The 20,265-nt window shown below is 37.6% G+C and carries 22 protein-coding genes; 21 read left to right on the top strand and 1 reads right to left on the bottom strand.

All coding sequences use genetic code 11. The features are described from left to right. From IJ535_RS08270 to IJ535_RS08210, 13 genes are all read left to right on the top strand, one after another. On the top strand, positions 1-338 hold a 338-nt coding region (locus tag IJ535_RS08270; protein WP_294301177.1), incomplete at its 5' end, for a tyrosine-type recombinase/integrase. Positions 339-813: 475 nt separating this feature from the next. Next, positions 814-963, top strand: coding sequence for a hypothetical protein (locus IJ535_RS08265; RefSeq protein WP_294301172.1), 150 nt, complete (start codon positions 814-816; stop codon positions 961-963). Positions 964-1,321: 358 nt separating this feature from the next. Continuing rightward, positions 1,322-1,981 carry a PIN domain-containing protein gene (locus IJ535_RS08260; protein WP_294301170.1) on the top strand — a complete coding sequence of 220 codons (660 nt, stop codon included), beginning with the start codon at positions 1,322-1,324 and terminating at the stop codon, positions 1,979-1,981. A 373-nt stretch (positions 1,982-2,354) separates the two neighbouring features. After that, on the top strand, positions 2,355-2,630 hold the full coding sequence (locus tag IJ535_RS08255; RefSeq protein WP_015550616.1) for an AbrB/MazE/SpoVT family DNA-binding domain-containing protein: 276 nt from the start codon (positions 2,355-2,357) through the stop codon (positions 2,628-2,630). Positions 2,631-2,635: 5 nt separating this feature from the next. After that, positions 2,636-3,028 (top strand): putative toxin-antitoxin system toxin component, PIN family, encoded by a 393-nt coding sequence (locus IJ535_RS08250; RefSeq protein WP_294301183.1) that lies wholly within the window; start codon positions 2,636-2,638, stop codon positions 3,026-3,028. 234 nt (positions 3,029-3,262) lie between these two features. Continuing rightward, positions 3,263-4,207: an Abi family protein gene (locus IJ535_RS08245; RefSeq protein ID WP_294301166.1), complete on the top strand. Its 945-nt coding sequence runs from the start codon at positions 3,263-3,265 to the stop codon at positions 4,205-4,207. Between the two features lie 192 nt (positions 4,208-4,399). Then, positions 4,400-4,567, top strand: a complete 168-nt coding sequence (locus IJ535_RS08240; RefSeq protein ID WP_294301164.1) for an AbrB/MazE/SpoVT family DNA-binding domain-containing protein — start codon at positions 4,400-4,402, stop codon at positions 4,565-4,567. An 8-nt stretch (positions 4,568-4,575) separates the two neighbouring features. Beyond that, a complete protein-coding gene (locus IJ535_RS08235; protein ID WP_294301161.1) occupies positions 4,576-5,688 on the top strand; it encodes a CapA family protein in 1,113 nt (370 codons plus the stop codon). Between the two features lie 120 nt (positions 5,689-5,808). Next, entirely contained in the window at positions 5,809-6,435 is a 627-nt protein-coding gene (locus IJ535_RS08230; protein WP_294301157.1) for a flavodoxin family protein, read from the top strand. 25 nt (positions 6,436-6,460) lie between these two features. Further along, complete coding sequence (locus IJ535_RS08225) at positions 6,461-7,009, top strand: prolyl-tRNA synthetase associated domain-containing protein (RefSeq protein ID WP_294301153.1); 549 nt, start codon at positions 6,461-6,463, stop codon at positions 7,007-7,009. Between the two features lie 7 nt (positions 7,010-7,016). Beyond that, complete coding sequence (gene sfsA, locus IJ535_RS08220; RefSeq protein ID WP_294301148.1) at positions 7,017-7,667, top strand: DNA/RNA nuclease SfsA; 651 nt, start codon at positions 7,017-7,019, stop codon at positions 7,665-7,667. 63 nt (positions 7,668-7,730) lie between these two features. Beyond that, complete coding sequence (locus IJ535_RS08215) at positions 7,731-8,168, top strand: GatB/YqeY domain-containing protein (protein ID WP_294301144.1); 438 nt, start codon at positions 7,731-7,733, stop codon at positions 8,166-8,168. 80 nt (positions 8,169-8,248) lie between these two features. Further along, a complete protein-coding gene (locus IJ535_RS08210) occupies positions 8,249-8,842 on the top strand; it encodes an NUDIX hydrolase (RefSeq protein ID WP_294301141.1) in 594 nt (197 codons plus the stop codon). Between the two features lie 18 nt (positions 8,843-8,860). On the opposite strand, the gene IJ535_RS08205 is transcribed toward IJ535_RS08210, so the two are convergent. Continuing rightward, positions 8,861-10,555, bottom strand: coding sequence for a two-component system response regulator (locus tag IJ535_RS08205; protein WP_294301140.1), 1,695 nt, complete (start codon positions 10,553-10,555; stop codon positions 8,861-8,863). A 202-nt stretch (positions 10,556-10,757) separates the two neighbouring features. Between IJ535_RS08205 and IJ535_RS08200 the strand changes: the two genes are divergently transcribed. From IJ535_RS08200 to IJ535_RS08165, 8 genes are all read left to right on the top strand, one after another. Further along, entirely contained in the window at positions 10,758-13,214 is a 2,457-nt protein-coding gene (locus IJ535_RS08200) for an adenosine deaminase (protein ID WP_294301138.1), read from the top strand. A gap of 84 nt (positions 13,215-13,298) precedes the next feature. Continuing rightward, positions 13,299-13,469, top strand: coding sequence for a hypothetical protein (locus tag IJ535_RS08195; RefSeq protein ID WP_294292969.1), 171 nt, complete (start codon positions 13,299-13,301; stop codon positions 13,467-13,469). A gap of 117 nt (positions 13,470-13,586) precedes the next feature. After that, on the top strand, positions 13,587-14,444 hold the full coding sequence (locus IJ535_RS08190) for a LarC family nickel insertion protein (RefSeq protein ID WP_294301137.1): 858 nt from the start codon (positions 13,587-13,589) through the stop codon (positions 14,442-14,444). A 69-nt stretch (positions 14,445-14,513) separates the two neighbouring features. Then, positions 14,514-15,920 carry a sensor domain-containing diguanylate cyclase gene (locus tag IJ535_RS08185; RefSeq protein WP_294301135.1) on the top strand — a complete coding sequence of 469 codons (1,407 nt, stop codon included), beginning with the start codon at positions 14,514-14,516 and terminating at the stop codon, positions 15,918-15,920. Between the two features lie 8 nt (positions 15,921-15,928). Beyond that, positions 15,929-16,864: an AraC family transcriptional regulator gene (locus IJ535_RS08180; protein WP_294301133.1), complete on the top strand. Its 936-nt coding sequence runs from the start codon at positions 15,929-15,931 to the stop codon at positions 16,862-16,864. A 232-nt stretch (positions 16,865-17,096) separates the two neighbouring features. Next, on the top strand, positions 17,097-18,461 hold the full coding sequence (locus tag IJ535_RS08175; RefSeq protein ID WP_294301131.1) for an ABC transporter substrate-binding protein: 1,365 nt from the start codon (positions 17,097-17,099) through the stop codon (positions 18,459-18,461). 72 nt (positions 18,462-18,533) lie between these two features. Further along, positions 18,534-19,436 carry a carbohydrate ABC transporter permease gene (locus tag IJ535_RS08170; RefSeq protein ID WP_294301127.1) on the top strand — a complete coding sequence of 301 codons (903 nt, stop codon included), beginning with the start codon at positions 18,534-18,536 and terminating at the stop codon, positions 19,434-19,436. Positions 19,437-19,452: 16 nt separating this feature from the next. After that, on the top strand, positions 19,453-20,265 hold the full coding sequence (locus IJ535_RS08165; RefSeq protein WP_294301180.1) for a carbohydrate ABC transporter permease: 813 nt from the start codon (positions 19,453-19,455) through the stop codon (positions 20,263-20,265).

Raw genomic sequence — 20,265 nt, 5'->3', positions numbered from 1 at the left:
TGAGTGGTTTTATCTTCAAGAATGCAAACGGAGATGTCCTTTGCGAACAGAATCTCAATTCAGCAATCAAGAGAATAGTTACTTCATATAATATGGAAGAGGAAGTAAAGGCGGCTAAAGAGAAGAGAGAGCCGTTGTTGTTACCAAACTTCTCAGTGCATTATCTGAGACATACCTTTTGTACAAGATTCTGTGAAAACGAGACAAATGTGAAAGTAATTCAGGCGGTTATGGGGCATAAGAACTTCAGGACTACAATGGATGTCTATGCCGAAGCCACCGGAACTAAAAAACAGGAGGCAATGCAGAACTTATCTGCAAAGTGGAAGGAATTCTAAGAAGAGGCCTCCTTATAGACCTATCAGAATAGAAAAGACCTACTTTTGACCGCTTTTTCTTTCTGAATAATTACTGATAATACCTTGGTTGTATTTGAGAGAATTACCAATTATACCCGATAATTACTGATAATGGGGAATGAGGTAGTATGATGTAAGGTTTGTGGCAATTATGCCATACGTACAGGATTAATAAGTACTTACAAGACCAGATTCGAAAGAGTCTGGTCTTTTTATTTGCCCTATTAGTGAGTTCAGATAGACTCTAATGTGGAGATGTAGGTAATCTATAAATAATTTTATCCCCCACTTTATCCCCCACATTTGATATACGGATGTGGGGGATAAAGTGGGAATAAATCTGATTCTGGAAGGAATATTTCGTGAATAATAATGATTAAGAAGAAGCTTAAAGAGTGTTGAGATTATGATGAAAAGTTTGGAAACTTGGCACTTGCAAGAGTTGAGCTAGATTATGATGATGGCGTCAAGTACAACTACAGGAAACCTATACATTTCTGCCATAGTTGCAAAGAGTACAGAGCAGGAATCAGAGTATATAAAGCAGAAAGGCTTTGATGATCAATATTACAAGGATATGATTATCGAATATTTAAAGCAGTAGAAAAAGGCAAAGAAAAAGGATATTAAGAACCTTTTATGGGATAAATTACCAGAAGGCCTTACAGATGGGCAAAAGGAATCTAAGATTAAGAACATGCTACATGCATTTGCAAATGAGGAATTAATAATGGCAGATTCAGACAATAAGCGATTGGCTAATTGGATTTTAAAATAAAATATTTAACCAATCGTAACCAATAGCATAGACAATTTTCTAGCGCAAATATGCGTAATTAAGCGGTTTTGGATTGGTTAAATTGCTTTAAATGACTTTAAATGATGTAGCAGTCGTTATATATGGACATAGATATCCTTCAAAATAGTAAGCGTTGACAAGCTATGTTATCTAGGAGGAAGAAATGACGATATTAGTAGATTATGAAAATGTAACAAATCATAATGGACTTAAGGGCTTAGAGTATGTGAATGATAAGGATACTTTGATAATATTTTATTCTGGAACATGTAAAAGTATCAGGAAGGGCGACGTAACCTTAATTGAGCAAAGTGGCTGCAAATGGAGGGCATATAAGTTACAAGCTCCTGGAAAGAATGCATTAGATTTTTATATATCAGTACAGGCAGGAATACTAGCCGAGCAAGGAGAAAGACATATTGCCATTATTAGTAACGACAAAGGCTTTAAGGCAGTTGTGGATTTTGTAAACATAAAATACAAATCAGATGGCATGATTATTGTTAAAGCTCCTACAATTGAAGCTGCAATTTCTGTTATGAATGATCCTGATGATAGTAAGCGAAAAGACCTTGTAGATTCAAAAATGGCATTATTAAACATAGAAGAAGAGTATGCCAAATATCAGGAAAAAGAGAGACTTTGCAAAAAAATAAAATATGCGTTTGGTGATACAGATTATGAAAATCTTGTAGATGAAATTATATCGTTTGTATCTATACATGATAAAGTTCAGAAGAAGAAAATGTATTCAGATTCTATGCATGTATTTGGAAGAGATAGTGGAAGAGAAATTTATAATATTATCAAAGAAGTGGTATAAAAAGTAGTTAAATAGGATAGAGCAAATTAGCATTATATGTTCTTATACTACAGATTCAATGAAGGTATTAAGTTTTTTCATATAATATCATTGAAGACTATTAACAGAATGAATAAGGAGCTTCACATAATGACCCAAGGAAAATTAATATATGGAGATAAAAATAAAGTATTCCATGCTACAGGAATATTTGAATACACAGACATTTGAAGAAAGAATTAAAGCATAAAGAAAGCAAAACAATATGACACAGGAGCATCTGCAGAAGCACTTTCTTTAGAGAATAAAGCTATTAAAAAAATAGATTGTAAGTAACCTAATATCAAGTTATAATAAAAGTAGGATTTCCCTACTTTTTAAAGGAGGTGTTAATATGGCAAGCACATTATTTGTAAATGACGCAAAGGTAATGTCGAAAGGGCAGGTCACTATACCTAAGAATGTAAGAGCAGCGTTGGGCATTGAGACTGGAGATAGGGTGACATTTATAGTTGAAGGAAATGAAGTTAAAGTTGTTAATTCGGCCGTATATGCGTTAAAAAGGTTCCAAGAGCAAATGAAGGGTGAAGCTTCAAAGGCGGGATTATTATCTGAGGACGATGTTGCAAACTGGATTACTGCATCACGAAGGGAGGAAAATGCTGAGTGAAAGTGATGATCGATACAAACATTTTTATTTCAGCAGCGTTATTTCCTAATGGTACAGTAGCTTTGGCATTGAGAAAGGCACTAACTTATCCATATCAACCTATAACTTGTGACTATGTTGTTGATGAACTTCATAGAAAGTTTCAAGAAAAATTTCCAGATAGATTAGTGGAACTAGAGGCGTTTTTGTATGTTGCTTTACAGTCGATAAAATTTGTCAAAAATCCAAAAAAAATGAATGCAGCAGAATTAAAAATACGAGATGTTAAGGATAGACCAATACTTAGAGCAGCACTAAATGCGCATGCGGACTTATTTTTGACAGGCGATAAGGATTTTTTAGAAGCAGCGGTTGAAGATCCAAGAATTATAAGCGTAGCTACTTTTTTAGAAATGTAAATTGATATAATAGAGCATTACTATTCATGATAGTAGTGCTTTTTTATTTAAAGGTTGTCATAGCGACAACCTTTTGTTGTCGGTTCATACATTGAACCACTATGTATTATAAAGAAGTTAAAAGGACAAATCGGTTTATCAAAGGCATACATCAGATTCAAGATTCAAAAGTGGTTTCGCTTGTGATATTCTATAAATCGAAGTATAAAAAGAAACATCAAGGATTGAATTGTTATGGATAAATTAAAACCAATACTCTCTGTTGACGAACAGATTCAACATTTAAAGGATAAAGGCGTTAGATTTGAAATAATGGGTGAAGAAAGCGCATATCATTATTTGACTGAGCACAATAATTATTTTAAGCTTACATCCTACAGAAAAAATTATACTAAGCATCCTGATGGCGAGAAGAGGGGAAAATACATAGATTTAGATTTTGCATATTTAGTAGATATTGCTGTTATAGATATGCAATTAAGATATATGATAGTTCCAATGGCGTTGGATATTGAACATAATACTAAATTGCAGTTGTTAAGGAAAGTGGAAGAACATTCTGAGGACGGCTATCAAATAGTACAAGATTATTTAGACTCTTTAGGTGCAAATCAAAAGGCAATTTATGATGGCGAGATAGATCGTAATAGAGGCAATGTATATTGTGGAGATATAATCGATAAGTATGATGGAGCGTTTCCAATCTGGGCTTTTCTTGAGGTTATACCATTTGGTCGCCTTATTTCATTCTATAGCTTTTGCGCTAACCGATTTGCAGATAAAAATATGAAGAATAACTTTTACAGATTATTAACCTGTAAAGAAATACGAAATGCTTCTGCTCATAGTAACTGTATTCTTAATGACTTGAAGGCAAGGACAGCGAGCCATGATACCAATGCGGGTGTAACAAATGCGCTGATGAGTATAAAGGGAATGAATACAAACTTTAGAAAGAATCGAATGAGTAATGCTAGAATTCAGCAAATTGTAACTCTCCTTTATATGCACAAAGAGATTGTGACAAGCGAGGGTGTGCATGAGAAGGAGAGCAAGGGGCTTCATGATGTACTTACTAGGGCGTTTAAAAATAATGATTATTATAAGAACAATCCGATGCTTAAGGGTACCTTTGATTTTTTGAAATTGGTGGTTGACAGTTGGTATACTCATGAGTAAAATAAAAGCACAAAGAAAAAGTTTGACTTTTACAGAGCGGCATTGCACATAGTGTGATGTTAGCTCTGTTTTTCGTTGTTCAGATTTTTTGCCTCCTGTTGAAGGCTAGATTACAAGGTATAAAAATGGATTGCTTGTGATGAAATATGAAGTTATCATAGAAGAAGGTTTTATCTACAATGAGGTGTAAATATGGCAAGCAAATCATTTATAAGTAATACAAAGGTAATGTCAAAAGGACAGGTCACTATACCTAAGAATGTAAGAGCAGGAAAAATTGCACCATTGAAGGATACGTTTGAAGACTTGAGGTATCAACTATTAGGAAAACCAGAGTCCTTTTCTTTTAATAAAGGATGAATAATATTATGAAAAAGAAACTATCTATACTCATACTCGCATGTCTTACATTCCAAGCCTGCGGCATAAAAGAATCAGCACTTGAAGAAACACAGATCCAGCATGAGGAAGATATACCAAAGGCTCAAGCGAAGGAAGCTACGGTTGAAGATAATGGCGCTTATGATTTCACCTTGTGTTTTGCTGGCGATATCAATTTTGATGAAAACTGGGCCACAACACAGTACCTTAATACCTGCGAAAATGGGATAATAGATTGTATCTCACCAGAGTTGATAAACTTCATGCAGCAGGCGGATATAATGTGGATAAACAATGAGTTCACCTACAGTGACCGTGGACAACCGTTGCCAGGAAAGGCCTACACATTCAGGGCAAATCCAGATAGGGTGGAGAATTTGAAATTGCTTGGAGTAGATATAGTTGGTCTTGCCAATAATCACGTATATGATTACGGGAAAGAAGCCTTGATTGATACTATGGATACCCTTGATAAGGCAGAAATACCTTATGTAGGCGCAGGTCATAACCTAGAAGAAGCTAGCAAGCCTATCTATATGGAGATTCAAGGTAAGACTATAGCTTTTGTAGCAGCCTCAAGGGCTGAGAAAAATAAGATGACACCACAGGCAACTGATACAGAGCCAGGCATACTTAGGTGCTATGACACCACTCTTTTTGATGAGGAGATTAAAGAAGCAGATGCAAATGCTGATATTGTGGTGGCATTGCCTCATTGGGGCACAGAATATTCTACAGAGTTAGAATCTGTTCAACCTCAAACGGCCCATGAATACATAGATGCAGGTGCGGATGCAATAATCGGTGCACATACCCATTGCCTTCAAGGATTTGAATATTATAAGGATGTACCTATTATCTACAGTCTTGGAAACTATTGGTTCAACGAAAAGACGCTAGATTCAATGCTTGTAACACTTCATTGTTATGGGAACGATAATGAAGATAACATGGATGTGATAATCATACCTGCGTTGCAAACGAACTGCAGGACAGTATATGTAGATGATAAAGAAAATCAACGAAAGTTGTATGATAGGCTAGAAAATATATCTGTTAACGTAGAAATAGATGATAATGGGATTTTAAGAACTAAATGAGGCTATTTTGGCAGAAAATAAACAGGATACTTTATCATTTATAAAAAAGTGTTAAATCTGGCATATTAGTTGTAATCATCAAGTATTAATATAAAAGAAAAGTAAAAGGAGATTGGCAAAATGGCAAAGGTTTTATTATTAAATGGCAGTCCACACACTCATGGATGTACTGCTACAGCCCTAGATGAGATGGTTAGTGTTTTTGAAAAAGAGGGGATAGAGACAGAGATTATCCAGGTTGGAAATAAGGACATCAGGGGCTGCATAGCATGTGGAACTTGTGAGAGCAAGGGAAAGTGTGTCTTTGATGATTTGGTAAATGAGGTGGCTCCTAAGTTTGAGGAGGCGGATGGGTTAGTTGTGGGAAGCCCTGTATACTATGGTTCTCCTAACGGAAATCTGCTTTCATTTTTAGATAGATTGTTCTACAGTACTTCATTTAGCAAGCACATGAAGGTGGGTGCAGCAGTGGTTAGTTGCCGTAGAGGTGGCAATACAGCCAGCTTTGATGTGCTTAATAAGTATTTTACAATCAGCAGTATGCCTGTAGCTTCTAGCACCTACTGGAATCAGGTTCATGGTTTTTCAGCAGAAGATGTGAAAAAGGATTTGGAAGGCCTGCAGACCATGAGAAATCTGGCTAGAAATATGTCCTTTATGATTAAGGCATTTGCAGCAGCTAAGGAAACTATCGGTTATCCTGAACTAGAAAGAGGCGCATTTACAAGCTTCCCTGATGGAAAATAGATGCTAGAAAAGTGAGGAAATAACTGTGACAGAATTACAAACAGGAAGACCAGCGGACACAAAAGGACGTTTAGATAGAGAAATCAGAGTGTACGATTACTTGGATAAGCTTGGAATAGAATATAAGCGAATAGACCATGCACCTGCAGATACAATGGAGATTTGTGCCGAAATAGACAAATCCCTAGGTGCATTAATATGCAAGAACCTGTTTTTATGCAACAGACAAAAGACAAACTTTTACCTGTTGATGATGCCAGGAGACAAAAAATTTAAGACCAAGGAATTATCAAAACAAATCAATTCTGCAAGACTATCATTTGCTGAGCCAGAGGATATGTTGAAATATCTCGATATCGAACCAGGTTCAGTAAGTGTGATGGGGCTTATGAATGACAAGGATCACAAGGTTCAGCTTCTGATAGATGAGGATGTTAAAAACAGCCAGTTTATAGGCTGTCATCCTTGTGTAAACACATCTAGCCTAAGGATAACAACACAAGATATCTTCGATGTATTTCTTCCTGCAGTAGGTTATGAACCAAGGATAGTTACACTTTTAGGCGAGGATTAATAGCCCTATGAAATATAAAAATATTGTAGAAGCTAAATTTATATCCAGGCCAAATCGCTTCATTGCACAGGTGGAGCTTGATGGAGAGCAACTAACCGTACATGTTAAAAACACAGGAAGATGCAGGGAGTTACTTTTACCAGGAAGGACGGTATACCTTGAAAAAGCAACAAATCCAGAGCGAAAGACACCTTATGACCTAATAGCCGTAGAAACGCCAATTGGAATAATAAATATAGATTCTCATGCGCCAAATGCAGTGGTGAAGGGATGGCTTGAAAAGCAGGATTACGATTATATCTGCCCCGAGTATAAATACGGGGATTCCAGGATTGATTTTTATATGAAAAAGGGCGAGGACCAGTATCTATTAGAGGTAAAGGGCTGCACCCTTATAAAGGACGGCATAGGATATTTTCCAGATGCCCCAACCGAGCGTGGAGTAAAGCACCTTAGGGAGCTGGCAAAGGCCACAACACTTGGGTATAAAGCTATGATAGGCTTCGTTATTCAAGTTGATGGTGTTACAGAGGTTCGCCCTAATATCGACACTCATCCTGAATTTGGAATCGCCCTTAAGGAAGCAAAAGATGCAGGTGTAGAGGTTCTATTCTTGCAGTGTCATGTTGAAAAGGATTCGCTAGAAATTATAAATTGAGTGCATGTTTTATCGAATGTGGTAAAATATGAACCAGATAACAAAAGAAAGAAGGGGATAATAATGCAGTTTGAAACATTACAAAAAGATATGGTTGCCGCAATGAAGGCACGAGATAAGGCAAGAAAGGATGCAATATCTTCTCTTGTATCAGATGTAAAAAAGGCAGCAATTGATGCAGGAACCAGAGATAATATTGCAGATGAATTAGTAGATCAGGTAATACTTAAGTCCCTTAAGACAGCTAAGGAGCAGCTAGATACATGCCCAGCTGAAAGAACTGACCTTAAGGAAGAGTACCAGTTCAGATATGATGTTATTAAGGAATACGCACCAGCAATGATGTCAGATGATGAAATCAGAGCATTCCTTAACGAGAATTTTGCTGAAGTAATTGCAACAAAGAACAAGGGCGCTATCATGAAGGAAGTTATGCCAGCACTTAAGGGCAAGGCCGATGGTAAAGCAATCAACATGATTGTTGCAGAGCTTTGCAAATAAAATTGGATAATACCGCAATTATGAAAGACTCTAAGTATTTCACTTAGAGTTTTTTATTTAAAAGTATAGGAGACAGATAGATGATTGAAAATGAAAAGCTTGAGTGGGAAGAGGTTTCTTGCGAACATATAGTTAATGATGAATGGATAGATTTTAGAAAAAGTAGATACAGATTTCCAGATGGAAGGGAATTTGAGCCATATTACAGCTATAGTCGTAGGGATTATGTTGTTATTGTGGCAACAGATGAGGCAGGTAATTATATCTGCGTAAGACAATATCGTCATGGCATAAAGCGAGTAACAACAGAATTTTGCGCCGGCGGAATAGAAAGATGTGATGGCAAGGAATATGGCAGCCGTCTAGATAAAGATAGCGCAGAGGATGCCCTTGCAGCAGCAAAGCGTGAGCTGATGGAAGAAACAGGCTATGAAAGCGATGATTGGAAATTCCTACTATCAGTTCCTTCAAATGCCACAATGGCTGATAACTACGCCAACATATTTGTAGCTAAGAATTGTAGAAAAGTAAGTGGTCAAAGCCTAGATGAGACAGAGTTTTTGAATGTGCATTTGCATACCAGAGAAGAAATTGATGAAATGATAGCATCTGGCGAATTCCCACAGGCATCTCATATTTTGGCTTTGCTTCTTGCAGATAAGAATGATAGATAAGATATAAAAAAATGCCAACTAAGTGGCATTTTTTTTAATTATATCTTCAAACCTGTTATTATCAACGGGTTTAGAGAAATAATAACCCTGCACAACATCGCAACCTAATTGTTTTAGTATATTGTACTGTTCTTCGTGTTCTACGCCTTCCGCGATAACCATTACATTTAAGTACTTTGCAATATCGATGATAAACTCAACAAGACGAAGTGCTTTTTCATCCTTGTGTATGTTTCTAACAAATTCCATGTCTAGCTTAAGCACATCAAACTGTAATTCAGTTAACATGTTCAAAGACGAATATCCAGTGCCAAAATCGTCCATTTCAATGTAAAAACCCTCTTTTCTAAGAGTATCTACGACATTTAAGACATCTGTTTTATCATTGGTGTATGCAGATTCGGTAACTTCCAGGTAAAAATCTTTAATATCGATACCAGCCTCTTTTACGATGGAAAGCAGGTCGTGGCAAAGGTTTTCATCTAACATATCAATTCTTGATACATTAACAGACACAGGAAGACTGCAATTATAAGTCTTTTTCCATTGGGCAACCTGATTTGCGGCCTCAACCCAGACATAATGGTCAAGCTTTGTAATCATACCGTTCTTTTCAAACAGAGGTATGAATTTTCCTGGATTTATCATGCCAAATTCCGGATGCTCCCATCTGATAAGAGCCTCAGCACTGCATAGATGAGGGGCAGTGGATTGTACGGAAAATTTAGGCTGATAGTATACCTTAAATTGTCGTTGCTCTATGGCTTTGTCCAAATCGCAAATCAACTTCTCTTCAAAATTTTCTTTTTCACGGATGGATTCATCATAGTAGGCAATCTGAGTGCTATATGAATCATTGATGCTGTTACATGCAAGTAAGGCGTAATCCATCTTTTTGCTGAACTCATAGGAATTTGATTCATCAGACCTGAAAACGCCAATTTTAATACGATAAGTAGAATCCTCAGCAAAATCGTAAAGAGCGGTATTAATTTTTTCCAGCAGACCATCAGCGTGATTACCGCTTTTTATATACACATAGAATAAATTATTTAAATATCTACATGCTACACCAGCATTTTTATCCACGTAATCTTTAATGGCATTTCCAATTAAAACTAAGATTTTATCGGAATAAGCTCTGCCATGCACAGCATTAACAACATAGAAACGATTAAAGCTAATGGCGATTAAATCCTTAGAACAATGAGGATAATACTTATCATAAAGGGAGGCATATTCGCAGAAATATTCAATGTTATACAGATTAGTCAAATCATCAAACTGAGTAGCCTTAATGATGTCTGAGCCTTCGAATAGCTGGATGACTCTTGATATTCTAGCAAGAATAACTGCCGGATTTTCAAAAGGCTTAGGGATAAAATCAGCCATACCCATATTAAGAATTTCTACCTCAGCATCCTTTTCAGAAGTGAGACAAATAATAGGAATATTTTTATATTCAGAGCATTGACTGATAACGTTGAAGAATTCGTATCCGTCCATAACAGGCATGATTAAATCAAGAAGAATCAGAGATATTAGCCCGTTCTCTTGCTTAAGAATATCCAGTGCTTCATTTCCATTTGATGCAGTAAAAACCTCATATTCATCCTTGAGGATTTTTGAAAGCATCATTACATTGATTTCTTCGTCGTCTACAATAAGGATTCTACGCTTCATTTTCAAACGTTTTCCAATAAAATCGTTCATGTTACCCCCCGTCTTGAGAAAAAAAGAATTAGACTATTATTTATTATAACAACAAAGAAAAATAAATGGATAAAATTCAAAGAATGTTCATTAACTACTTGATGTAAAAAACCACAAATAAGACGTAATTTTACTTTATTATTAGGATAAATTCAGTTAGACTATATGAAAAGTAAATCGGCATTAAATTTAAGGAGTAGAAATGACATATTTAACCTGTTTTTTCCTGGATAACGAAAAAGATATCATCGTAAATCTATACAAAGATTTGGATAGAATCTACTACATATTAACCACCCCTAATCATAGCACTGGTAATCTGATTCGCAATCTTGCCAAGACTTGCAATCTGCCATTGTCAAAGGCTGAGGATGGAATGCTTGTTATCAAGGGTGAGATTCCATGCTTCATAGATGGAAATAATCAGGAAAGCTATATCTTTAGTCTGGCTGATACAGAGATTGCAAGCATATATCCTGACGGCAGAGTAGATGTAAAGGCAACCATTCCTGCCATTGCAAAGACACTTATGAGCCAGACAAAGGATTTTAAGCTGCAGGCGGATAAGACTATATTCAAGACCTTTATCAGAAAGGATTTTAAGTTTAGGGCAGATTTGCACACCCACATGAATGGTAATCTGACAGGAGATATTTTGATTGCACTAGGCATAGCACATCAGATTAGATATCCCTTATATTATGTGAAGAAGCTTGAGCTGGAGCTTACAGATAAACAGTGGGAGCTTGTAAATGCTCAGCGAGAGAAGGTAGCCAGACAATTTGTTTCATCTGATTTAAAGGGCAAATATCTGGATAGAAGAATCAATGACAACACATTTATTAACTTTGCTGATTTGATTCTTAACAATCTGGATAATGCAGAGATGAACATAGTCAAAATCAGAAATTCCCTGGCTGTAATCAAGGATGGGCAGGCAGTTTTCACTAATCTTGAAAAGGTTTACCTGTACAGATACGTGTTCTGTAAGGGCAAGGAGAGCGAGGAGAAGATAGATTTATCAAAGGTGGATTCTATACCGGATGAGGATGTGCGCCTTACACTTCGCCAAATGCTTAGTGATAAGGAAAATCCTGCTTATTCTAATAACACTATTTTCCAGGATAAGCTCCTATGGATTGCTAGAAGCTACAAAAAGCAGGGAGTTTACTATGCTGAGATAAGCGACACCACCCTTGTAAAGAAATACGAATCCATAGAAATGCTAAGACAGGTCCATGAGGTAATGCCTCATATCTATAACGAAACAGGGGTAATGATAAGATTTTTGGCGGCTATGCGTCGAATCCCTCTTACAATTGTAAAGGATGCGGTGACCCCAGCCAATTACCTTGAGCAGAACTTAGAAGTACTCAAGGCCACAGCCTTGGATCCTTATGTAGCAGGCTGCGATTTTGTAGGTGAGGAAATAAACGATATTATCACACTAAAGCCAGCATTTAAAGAGATAGTAAAGATTGCAAAGGCGGACCCTAGCTTTGTAATAAGAGTACACGCTGGAGAAAACGATAGCCAAAAGGACAATATTGCTCATTCCATCTCCTGTGTAAAGGAATCATTAGAGCCAGGTCAAAAAATGCCAAGAATGCGACTAGGACATGGTCTTTACACCTATAGTCCTACATCAAAAAAGGGCAAGGAAGCTCTTAAGGAGCTAAAGGATTGCAATGTTGTGCTGGAATTTCAGATTACAAGTAATGTACGCCTTAATAACCTAAATACCCTGGAGAATCACCCTCTTAAGCAGTATCTTAAGCAAGGAATCCGATGCGTACAGGGAACTGATGGCGCTGCATTATACGGAACAAATTCTATAGACGAGCAGCTGTCCCTTGCAAAGATGCTTGGCCTTACAGATGATGAGCTAAAGCTAATGCGAGAGGCTGAAAAAAATATCATAGAGGAAAGTCAGGTGGCATACTCTACCAAGAAGGCTGCATTTGCCAAGCTTCTTGGGGATAGGGATATGGAAGAAGTCTTGCTTGAAAAGATGCAGGCTGTAAAAATATCAAAAACCATAGGTAGCACCAAGGCCAAGCTAAATGCCAACACAGAATTAAAGGAACAGATAGAGGAAATAACCTGGGATCGATTGCCTGTAGTGTTGCTTGGTGGAAGCTTTAACACAGAAAGCAGAACTACCAAAATCAGCGCAAATGCAAAGGAGCAGCTGGATAACCTAATGGATTATCTTAGCCCTGATGAAGTGTGCTTTGTAGTTGGACACAAGCTTTCTGGTTACGAAAGATACCTGATTGATAATAATACCAAGGGATTTAGAATCTATTCCTTCGTGCCGGCGTTGATCACCCAAAAAGAAGCTGAAAAGCTTAAGGATGCAGGCGTGAAGGTGAGAGTGTCAATCGAAACAGAGGGAATGGCAATATACAAGAGCATTAACTACGAGATATTTGAACGCAGACCATCAATGGTGGTAGCTTTTGACGGAAACAGTGCGGCAGCCAACCTGATTCAGGAGGCGAAAAATGGTAAAGGTCGCTCAAATATTTTTGTGTGGACCCATTCTAAAAACCTTATGCAAAAGGCAAAATCACTCCATGGTTATGTTAAATCCTTTGATGGAGAAACGCCGTTAATAGGCTTGCTTGATTCCTTAAAGCTTTTCAAAGAGGAGTAGGATGTTAATTGAATATTCCTAATTGCTTCATTAATTCTTCAAAATGATATGTTAGACTAGCCATACACACGAAAGAGGTGGAATATGGATTTTAATTTTGAAGATGAAAGCAAACCTTATTCATCTGATGATGCTTATGAAGACCTGGAAAAGATTAGGGAGATTCTTCACGAAGCCCAGAGGAATATTAATAAAGATAAACTTAAATCGACACCTATTGATTTAAGTATACAAATTAATATTGATGAAGAGTAAAAGGCTGAGAAATCAGCCTTTTATTTATGGATTTCTATTGTGCAAAATTGAAATTTTAGATATATTTAAAACATAATATTTATTAGGTAATCAATTTGAAAGCTTAGGAGAATATGGATGGGAAAAACTCTTTATTTAGAATGTAATTCAGGAATTAGCGGTGACATGACTGTGGGAGCGCTGATAGATTTGGGGGCCGATACAAAGGTGCTTGATGCAGTGCTAGATACAGTTGAGGCTGAGGGGTTTAAGATAAAATACAGCAGAGTGAAGCGCTCAGGGTTAGATTGCCAGGATTTTGATGTAATCCTGGATGAAGAGCATGATGGACACGACCACGATATGGAATATTTGTATGGTCACACACATAGCCATGATGGGGAACATGACCATCATCACGACCATCACCATAATCACGAAAATCAAGAAAGCCAGCATCATCAAGAACATCATCACCATCATGTTCACAGGGGGATGAAAGAAATCACTGCAATCATTGATAATGCTAAGATGACTGATAATGCAAGAAAGGTAGCCAAGCGTATCTTTGAAATCCTTGCAGAAGCTGAATCAAAAGCCCATGGCTTGCCAGTGGAGGAGGTTCATTTCCATGAGGTGGGAGCGGTAGATTCTATTGTGGATGTAATATCAATCGCTGTTTGTATAGATAATCTGGGGGTAGATAAGGTAATCGTGCCAAAGCTATACGAGGGTCACGGCACAGTCAGATGTCAGCACGGTATCCTTCCGGTGCCAGTTCCAGCTGTAACAAACATAGTGGCCGACCACAAAATCAGCCTGGAGATAATAGATGTAAAGGGCGAGCTTGTAACCCCAACAGGTGCAGCAGCTGTAGCAGCACTTAGAACAGATGATAAGCTTCCTAAGGAGTTTAAAATCGAAAAAGTAGGTATGGGAAGTGGCAAGAGGGATTATGGCCTGGCAGGTTTTGTGAGAGCTATGATTATTTCTTAAGGAAAGGCTTGAATGTCTTGTTTTTTCGGGCTTTAAATAATATATTATACATAGGAGAATGTTATAAAAATGGGGAGGTTAATTGAGTTGCCAGAGAAAAATATAGACCACAATAATGTTGATACAGTAGATTATTCCGAAACAGCCATTTTGCAAATGCTGAAAGAATTGCCAGATGCCTGCTGTATTTTTAAAGTTATAACAGACCCATTTGGAACAGTTAGGGATATGCAGTTTTTGTTTGTAAATGAAAAATATGCATCCTTGGTTGGTAAATCCACAGCGGAATTAAATGGGGCAACATATTATTCTACAGTTTCAAATAGGGATGAGGATTGGATTAGACTTAGCTACCAGGCGGCCTTTATGCGTCAGTCTGTAATTAACAGGACATTTAATACTCAGTTCAACAAATGGTTTGAGTTCTGGGCAGTGCCTGTATATAAAAAGGGCTATTGCGCTTATATCATACATGATGTTACAGCAGAAAAGAGAAAAGAAGAGACAAGAGAGATTATTAGCAAATCAAACAACGTAATTATCGAATGTGCCAAGCTGTTGTCATCTAATGATTTCAAAAAAGGGGTAAAAGCAGCGCTTAAGGTCTTAGGAACTGTCTTAAAGGCTGATAGAGTATACATACTTGAGGCCAAAAGAGGTGAGCCTGGGGAAATGTATGAATGGATGGATAGACAAAGCGGCAGGGGCTTGCCATCTAAGAAAGTATTTGACCAATTCGACATTTTTACAATGTGGAATAAGCAGCTAGAGGGTAACAATATCGTCATCATAGAAGATGCTTCAATCATCAAGGATTTAAATAAGGCAATATATGACGAGATTTTATCCGGTAACATATCTCGTTATGCGATAGCTACATTGAATGATAAAAAAGACATTATAGGTTACTTAATAGTTGATAACTATACACCTAATTTAGATATTAACCTAAGAGAGGTAATGGAATCTGTTGCTATTTTCATTTCTGAAGAGCTTAGAAATAATAATATGGCAAAAGAAATGATGTACATGAGTACTCATGATGTGCTCACGGATTTGGGCAACAGACAGGCATTTTCATCGACTCTTAGAATGCTAGATGGCATGAAATTACCTGTAGGAATCTGCTTTGTTGATATCAATGGCTTGAAAGAGGTTAATGATACAAAAGGACATGATGCGGGAGATAATCTTATCAAAGATGTTGCAAATGCTATAGGCTCAGTATTCAAGAAAAAATACTGTTACAGGATAGGCGGGGACGAATTTATAGCTGTTGTTCCTCAGATTGAGCAAGAGCATTTTGCGGCATTATCTGAAAAGCTTAGGAAAAAAAGCAAAAAGATTCCTATGGCAATAGGTGCAATATGGCAGTATAATCCCGAGAATATAGAGGAACTTGTTAATTATGCCGACCAGCTAATGTATAATGACAAAGCAGAGTATTATCAGAATAGTAAGGATCGCAGACACTAGGTAAAGTTATGGCAAAACAGAAAAAACAGATAGAGTATAGATACTACGAGATACCAGATGGCCACTATGTTATGGCGCTACTTGGCGAATCATGGGTTAGAAGCTACGGAGCCGAGCAGGAAAATCTTCTTCATTTTCATAATTATATGGAGATTGGCTATTGCTATTGGGGTAACGGGCAGCTCACTATTGAGGAGGCCAACGTGCCATATAAGGGTGGGCTGATTACCATAATTCCAGAGAATATTCCCCATGAGACCAAGAGCTACAATCAGGGTATTTGCAAGTGGGAATACCTGTACATAGATATTGATAGTTTCATCAGGAATGAAATGCAGTTTAAGCGAATGTTGCCTGAGGAAGTGATAAAGAGACTTAACAATCATGGATATGTTATCCAGTGGAATCAAAATAAGGTGATGACTTCTATTATCCGCAACATTATTGAGGAATACAGGGAGACAAAGCCTTATTACAAGGAGGCTGTTAAAGGGTATTTAAGGGCTTTTGTAGTAGAGCTTCTAAGGATTAACGAGGATATGAGCTCTTCGCTTACCCTGGAGGAAAAGAGATTAAACAGCTATATCGAAAGAAGTGTTAACTATATCTCAGAGCATTTTGCTGAAGATATAAAAATGTCTGATGTGGCCTATGAATGTGGCCTTTCTGAAAGTCATTTCAGGCGCATATTTGAAGAGAGTATGAGCATGAAGCCGCTTGATTATTTGAATATGGTTCGAATTGATAAGGCCTGTGAAATCATACAAAATAAAGACTACGCTATGGAAGAGGTAGGCTTTAGAGTTGGTTATCAGACACCATCAACCTTTAACCGTAACTTCAAAAAGCTGACGGGAAAGACTCCTTATCAGTGGAAAAAAGAAGAAAATACTTTAGGAATATCAAAAAAGAATTATCAAATAAGTGCTAAGAAAGGATGGTGATTTGCTTTAGCAAATCACTATCCTTTCTTCATAATTTCAACAAATTTTCGTAAAAAAACAATTATTCAACAATCCCAAATAGTCGAATTTGCACATTTAAAGCGCAAATATATAGACCTAACTGTTGCGCAAAACTAGTATTATGACCATATGAGGGGCGGATATAATAATAATTATTGTGCATGTTGCACAATATGTGTCCGCAAATTTTTACAAATAAGGAGAATGGAGAATGAAGAGAAAGTTACTTTCACTCATGCTTGTAGGCACAATGGCTGCATCAATGGTAGCTTGCGGAAGCAGTGCTGACACAGCAACAACAGACAACGCATCACAAGATGCAACAACAGATTCAGCTGCTACAGAAGCAGTTCAATCAGATGATGAGAACACATTAACAGTTTACGCTTGGGACGAAAACTTCAATATCCCAGCTCTTAAGGCAGCTGAGAAGGATTATCAGGAAGTTAATCCAGATTTCAAGCTTGAGGTTATCACACAGTCACAGTCTTCAGATGTTGAGCAGGCAGTAACACTTGCAGCAGAAGCTGGTGACTATAGCACATTACCAGATATCGTACTTTTCCAGGATCACTATTTCCAGCAGTACGTTACAAACTATCCAGATGCATGGCAGTCAGCTGACGGAGCAGATTGCGATTGGGATGGACTTGGCGCTGAAAAGCTTTCATACTCTACAGTTGATGGAACACATTACGGTTTCCCTGTAGATGCAGGTACAGCAATTTTCGCTTACAGAACAGACCTTCTTGAGCAGGCTGGTTACACAATTGATGATGTAACAGGAATCACATGGGATGAGTTCGACAAGATTGGTAAGGATGTATACGCTGCAACAGGAAAGTATCTCCTTTGCATGGACGGTGATGGAAACGACTTATTCTATATGATGCTTCAGGAAGAAGGCGTTTCACAGTTCAAGGATGGCGAGCCATACTTCACAGAGAACGAAACACTTGTTAAGGTATTCAACACACTTGTAACACTTGCTCAGGACAATGTTCTTTACCTTGCTAACGATTGGTCTGATTATACAGATCAGGCAATCCAGGGCGATATGGTAGCTGGTGTATTCAATGGTAACTGGATTATCCCAACAATGAAGCAAGTTACAGATAACTCAGGTAAGTGGGAAATCGTTCCAGCTCCAACACTTACAGGTAAGCCAGGATACGCTTCAAATGGTGGTTCTTCACTTTACATCACAGCTAACTGCAAGAAGACAGACCTTGCTAAGGACTTCTTAGCTTACACATTTGGTGGACGTTCAGCAGAAGACGGACAGTCAATCACATATGATGAGGCACTTCTTAACGGTGGTGTTATCGGAACATGTGCAGCAGCTGCAGAGTCAGATGTATATCAGCAGGGTGTTGATTTCTTCAACGGCCAGGCAATCTACGCTGACATCGTAGAGTACACACAGAACGTTGCAACAGTAGAGCAGTCAGATTATCACTATCAGGCAAGAACAGCTCTTGCAACAGCTCTTATCAATGTACTTCAGAATGGTTATGAGCCAGATGCAGCTTTAGAGGAAGCTGAAACAAATCTTAGATTTGAAATGGGACTTTAATCAGAAAGTATAATGTATAATCATGGGAAGTGGCTAGCCCACTTCCCATTTTTAAAAGAAAGGGTAGACATCGTGGAGAAGAAGAAAAAGGGAATGACACTTGCAAAAAAGCAATTGGCAGCTGGCTGGTTGTTCCTTACACCAGCAACAATTTTAATTTTCATAATGAGCTTTTATCCAATCATACAGGCTTTTATCACATCATTTAAAACAGGAAAGGGCATCAACATTAAGTTTGCTGACCCACTAACTTACAATTACTCTCGAATGCTACAGGATGTAATTTTCAAAACATCAATGAAGAATACATTCCTTTATTTAATAGTAGAGGTTCCTATCATGTTAATCTTCGCTATCTTATTAGCGCAGCTTCTTAACAATAAGGACCTTAAGTTCAAGGGATTGTTCAGAACATGTATATTCTTACCATGTGCAACATCTCTTGTATCATATTCATTAATTTTTAAGTCAATGTTTGCAACACAGGGCCTTATCAATTCAATCTTACTTAAGATAGGCATAATCAGTGAAAACATTAACTTCCTCGGTACAGCATCAACAGCTAGAGCAATCATCATCATCGCTCTTATCTGGAGATGGACATGCTACAACATGGTGTTCTACTTAGCTGGTCTTCAGAATATTGAGTATTCAGTATATGAGGCAGCCAAGATTGACGGCGCAAACGGATGGAAGACCTTCTGGTATATTACAGTGCCACTTCTTAAGCCAACAATCGTAATGACAGCAATCATGTCAATCAACGGTACATTACAGCTCTTTGATGAGTCAGTAAACTTAACAAGTGGTGGTCCTGCAAACCAGACAATCACAATGTCACACTACATTTACAACCAGGCATTTGGACAGGGTGTTGGTAACTTTGGTTACACATCAGCAATGTCATTTATTGTATTTATCATGGTTGCAATCCTGGCATTTATCAATTTGAAAGTAGGTGATACACGTGACTAAGAAGAAAAACAGATCAATGATTCAGCGCAGACTGATTCCTACATACATATTTTTGATTATCTGCTCATTCATATCAGTATTTCCATTATACTGGATGATTGCAGCAGCAACAAACTCGTCACTTAACGTGGCAAGAGGTTCAATAGCATTTGGCAATCAGTTGATGGTAAACTTTGCGAACCTGAAAAATGCAGTACAGGGCACACTTTGGAGCAGTATGGGAAATTCATTCCTTTATTCAATTGTGCAGACAATCGTTACACTTTTTGTATGTTCAATAGCAGGATATGGATTTGAGCTATACCACGACAAGGGCAAGGACAGATTATTTGGAATCCTTCTTCTTGCAATGATGGTACCAGCAGTAGCAACAATGGTTCCTTTGTATGGACTTGTTTCTAAGGCAAAGCTCCTTAACACAGTATGGGCTTTCATCCTTCCTGGTATTTCAACACCATTTATGATTATGATGTTCAGACAGAATTCTCGTAATTTCCCACCTGACATCATGGAAGCTGCCAGAATAGATGGACTTTCAGAATGGAAAATCTTCTTCAAGATGTACGTACCTGTTCAAAAATCAATCTATGCAGCAGCAGCAGTTATTACATTTATGAACGCTTGGAACGCATATATGTGGCCAAAGGTAGTAATGAGCGACAACCGAGCTCAGACAATGCCAATGTTCATTGCAAACATTTCAAGCGGTTACACAGTAGATTACGGTATGACAATGCTAGGCGTATTATTCTGCTCACTTCCTACAATGATAGTATTCTTCGTACTTCAGAAGCAGTTTGCAGAAGGAATTACAGGATCGGTAAAATAA

The sequence above is a fragment of the Pseudobutyrivibrio sp. genome (genome assembly GCF_017471675.1).
Lineage (GTDB): Bacteria > Bacillota > Clostridia > Lachnospirales > Lachnospiraceae > Pseudobutyrivibrio.
This window is presented reverse-complemented; position numbering and strand designations above follow the sequence as displayed.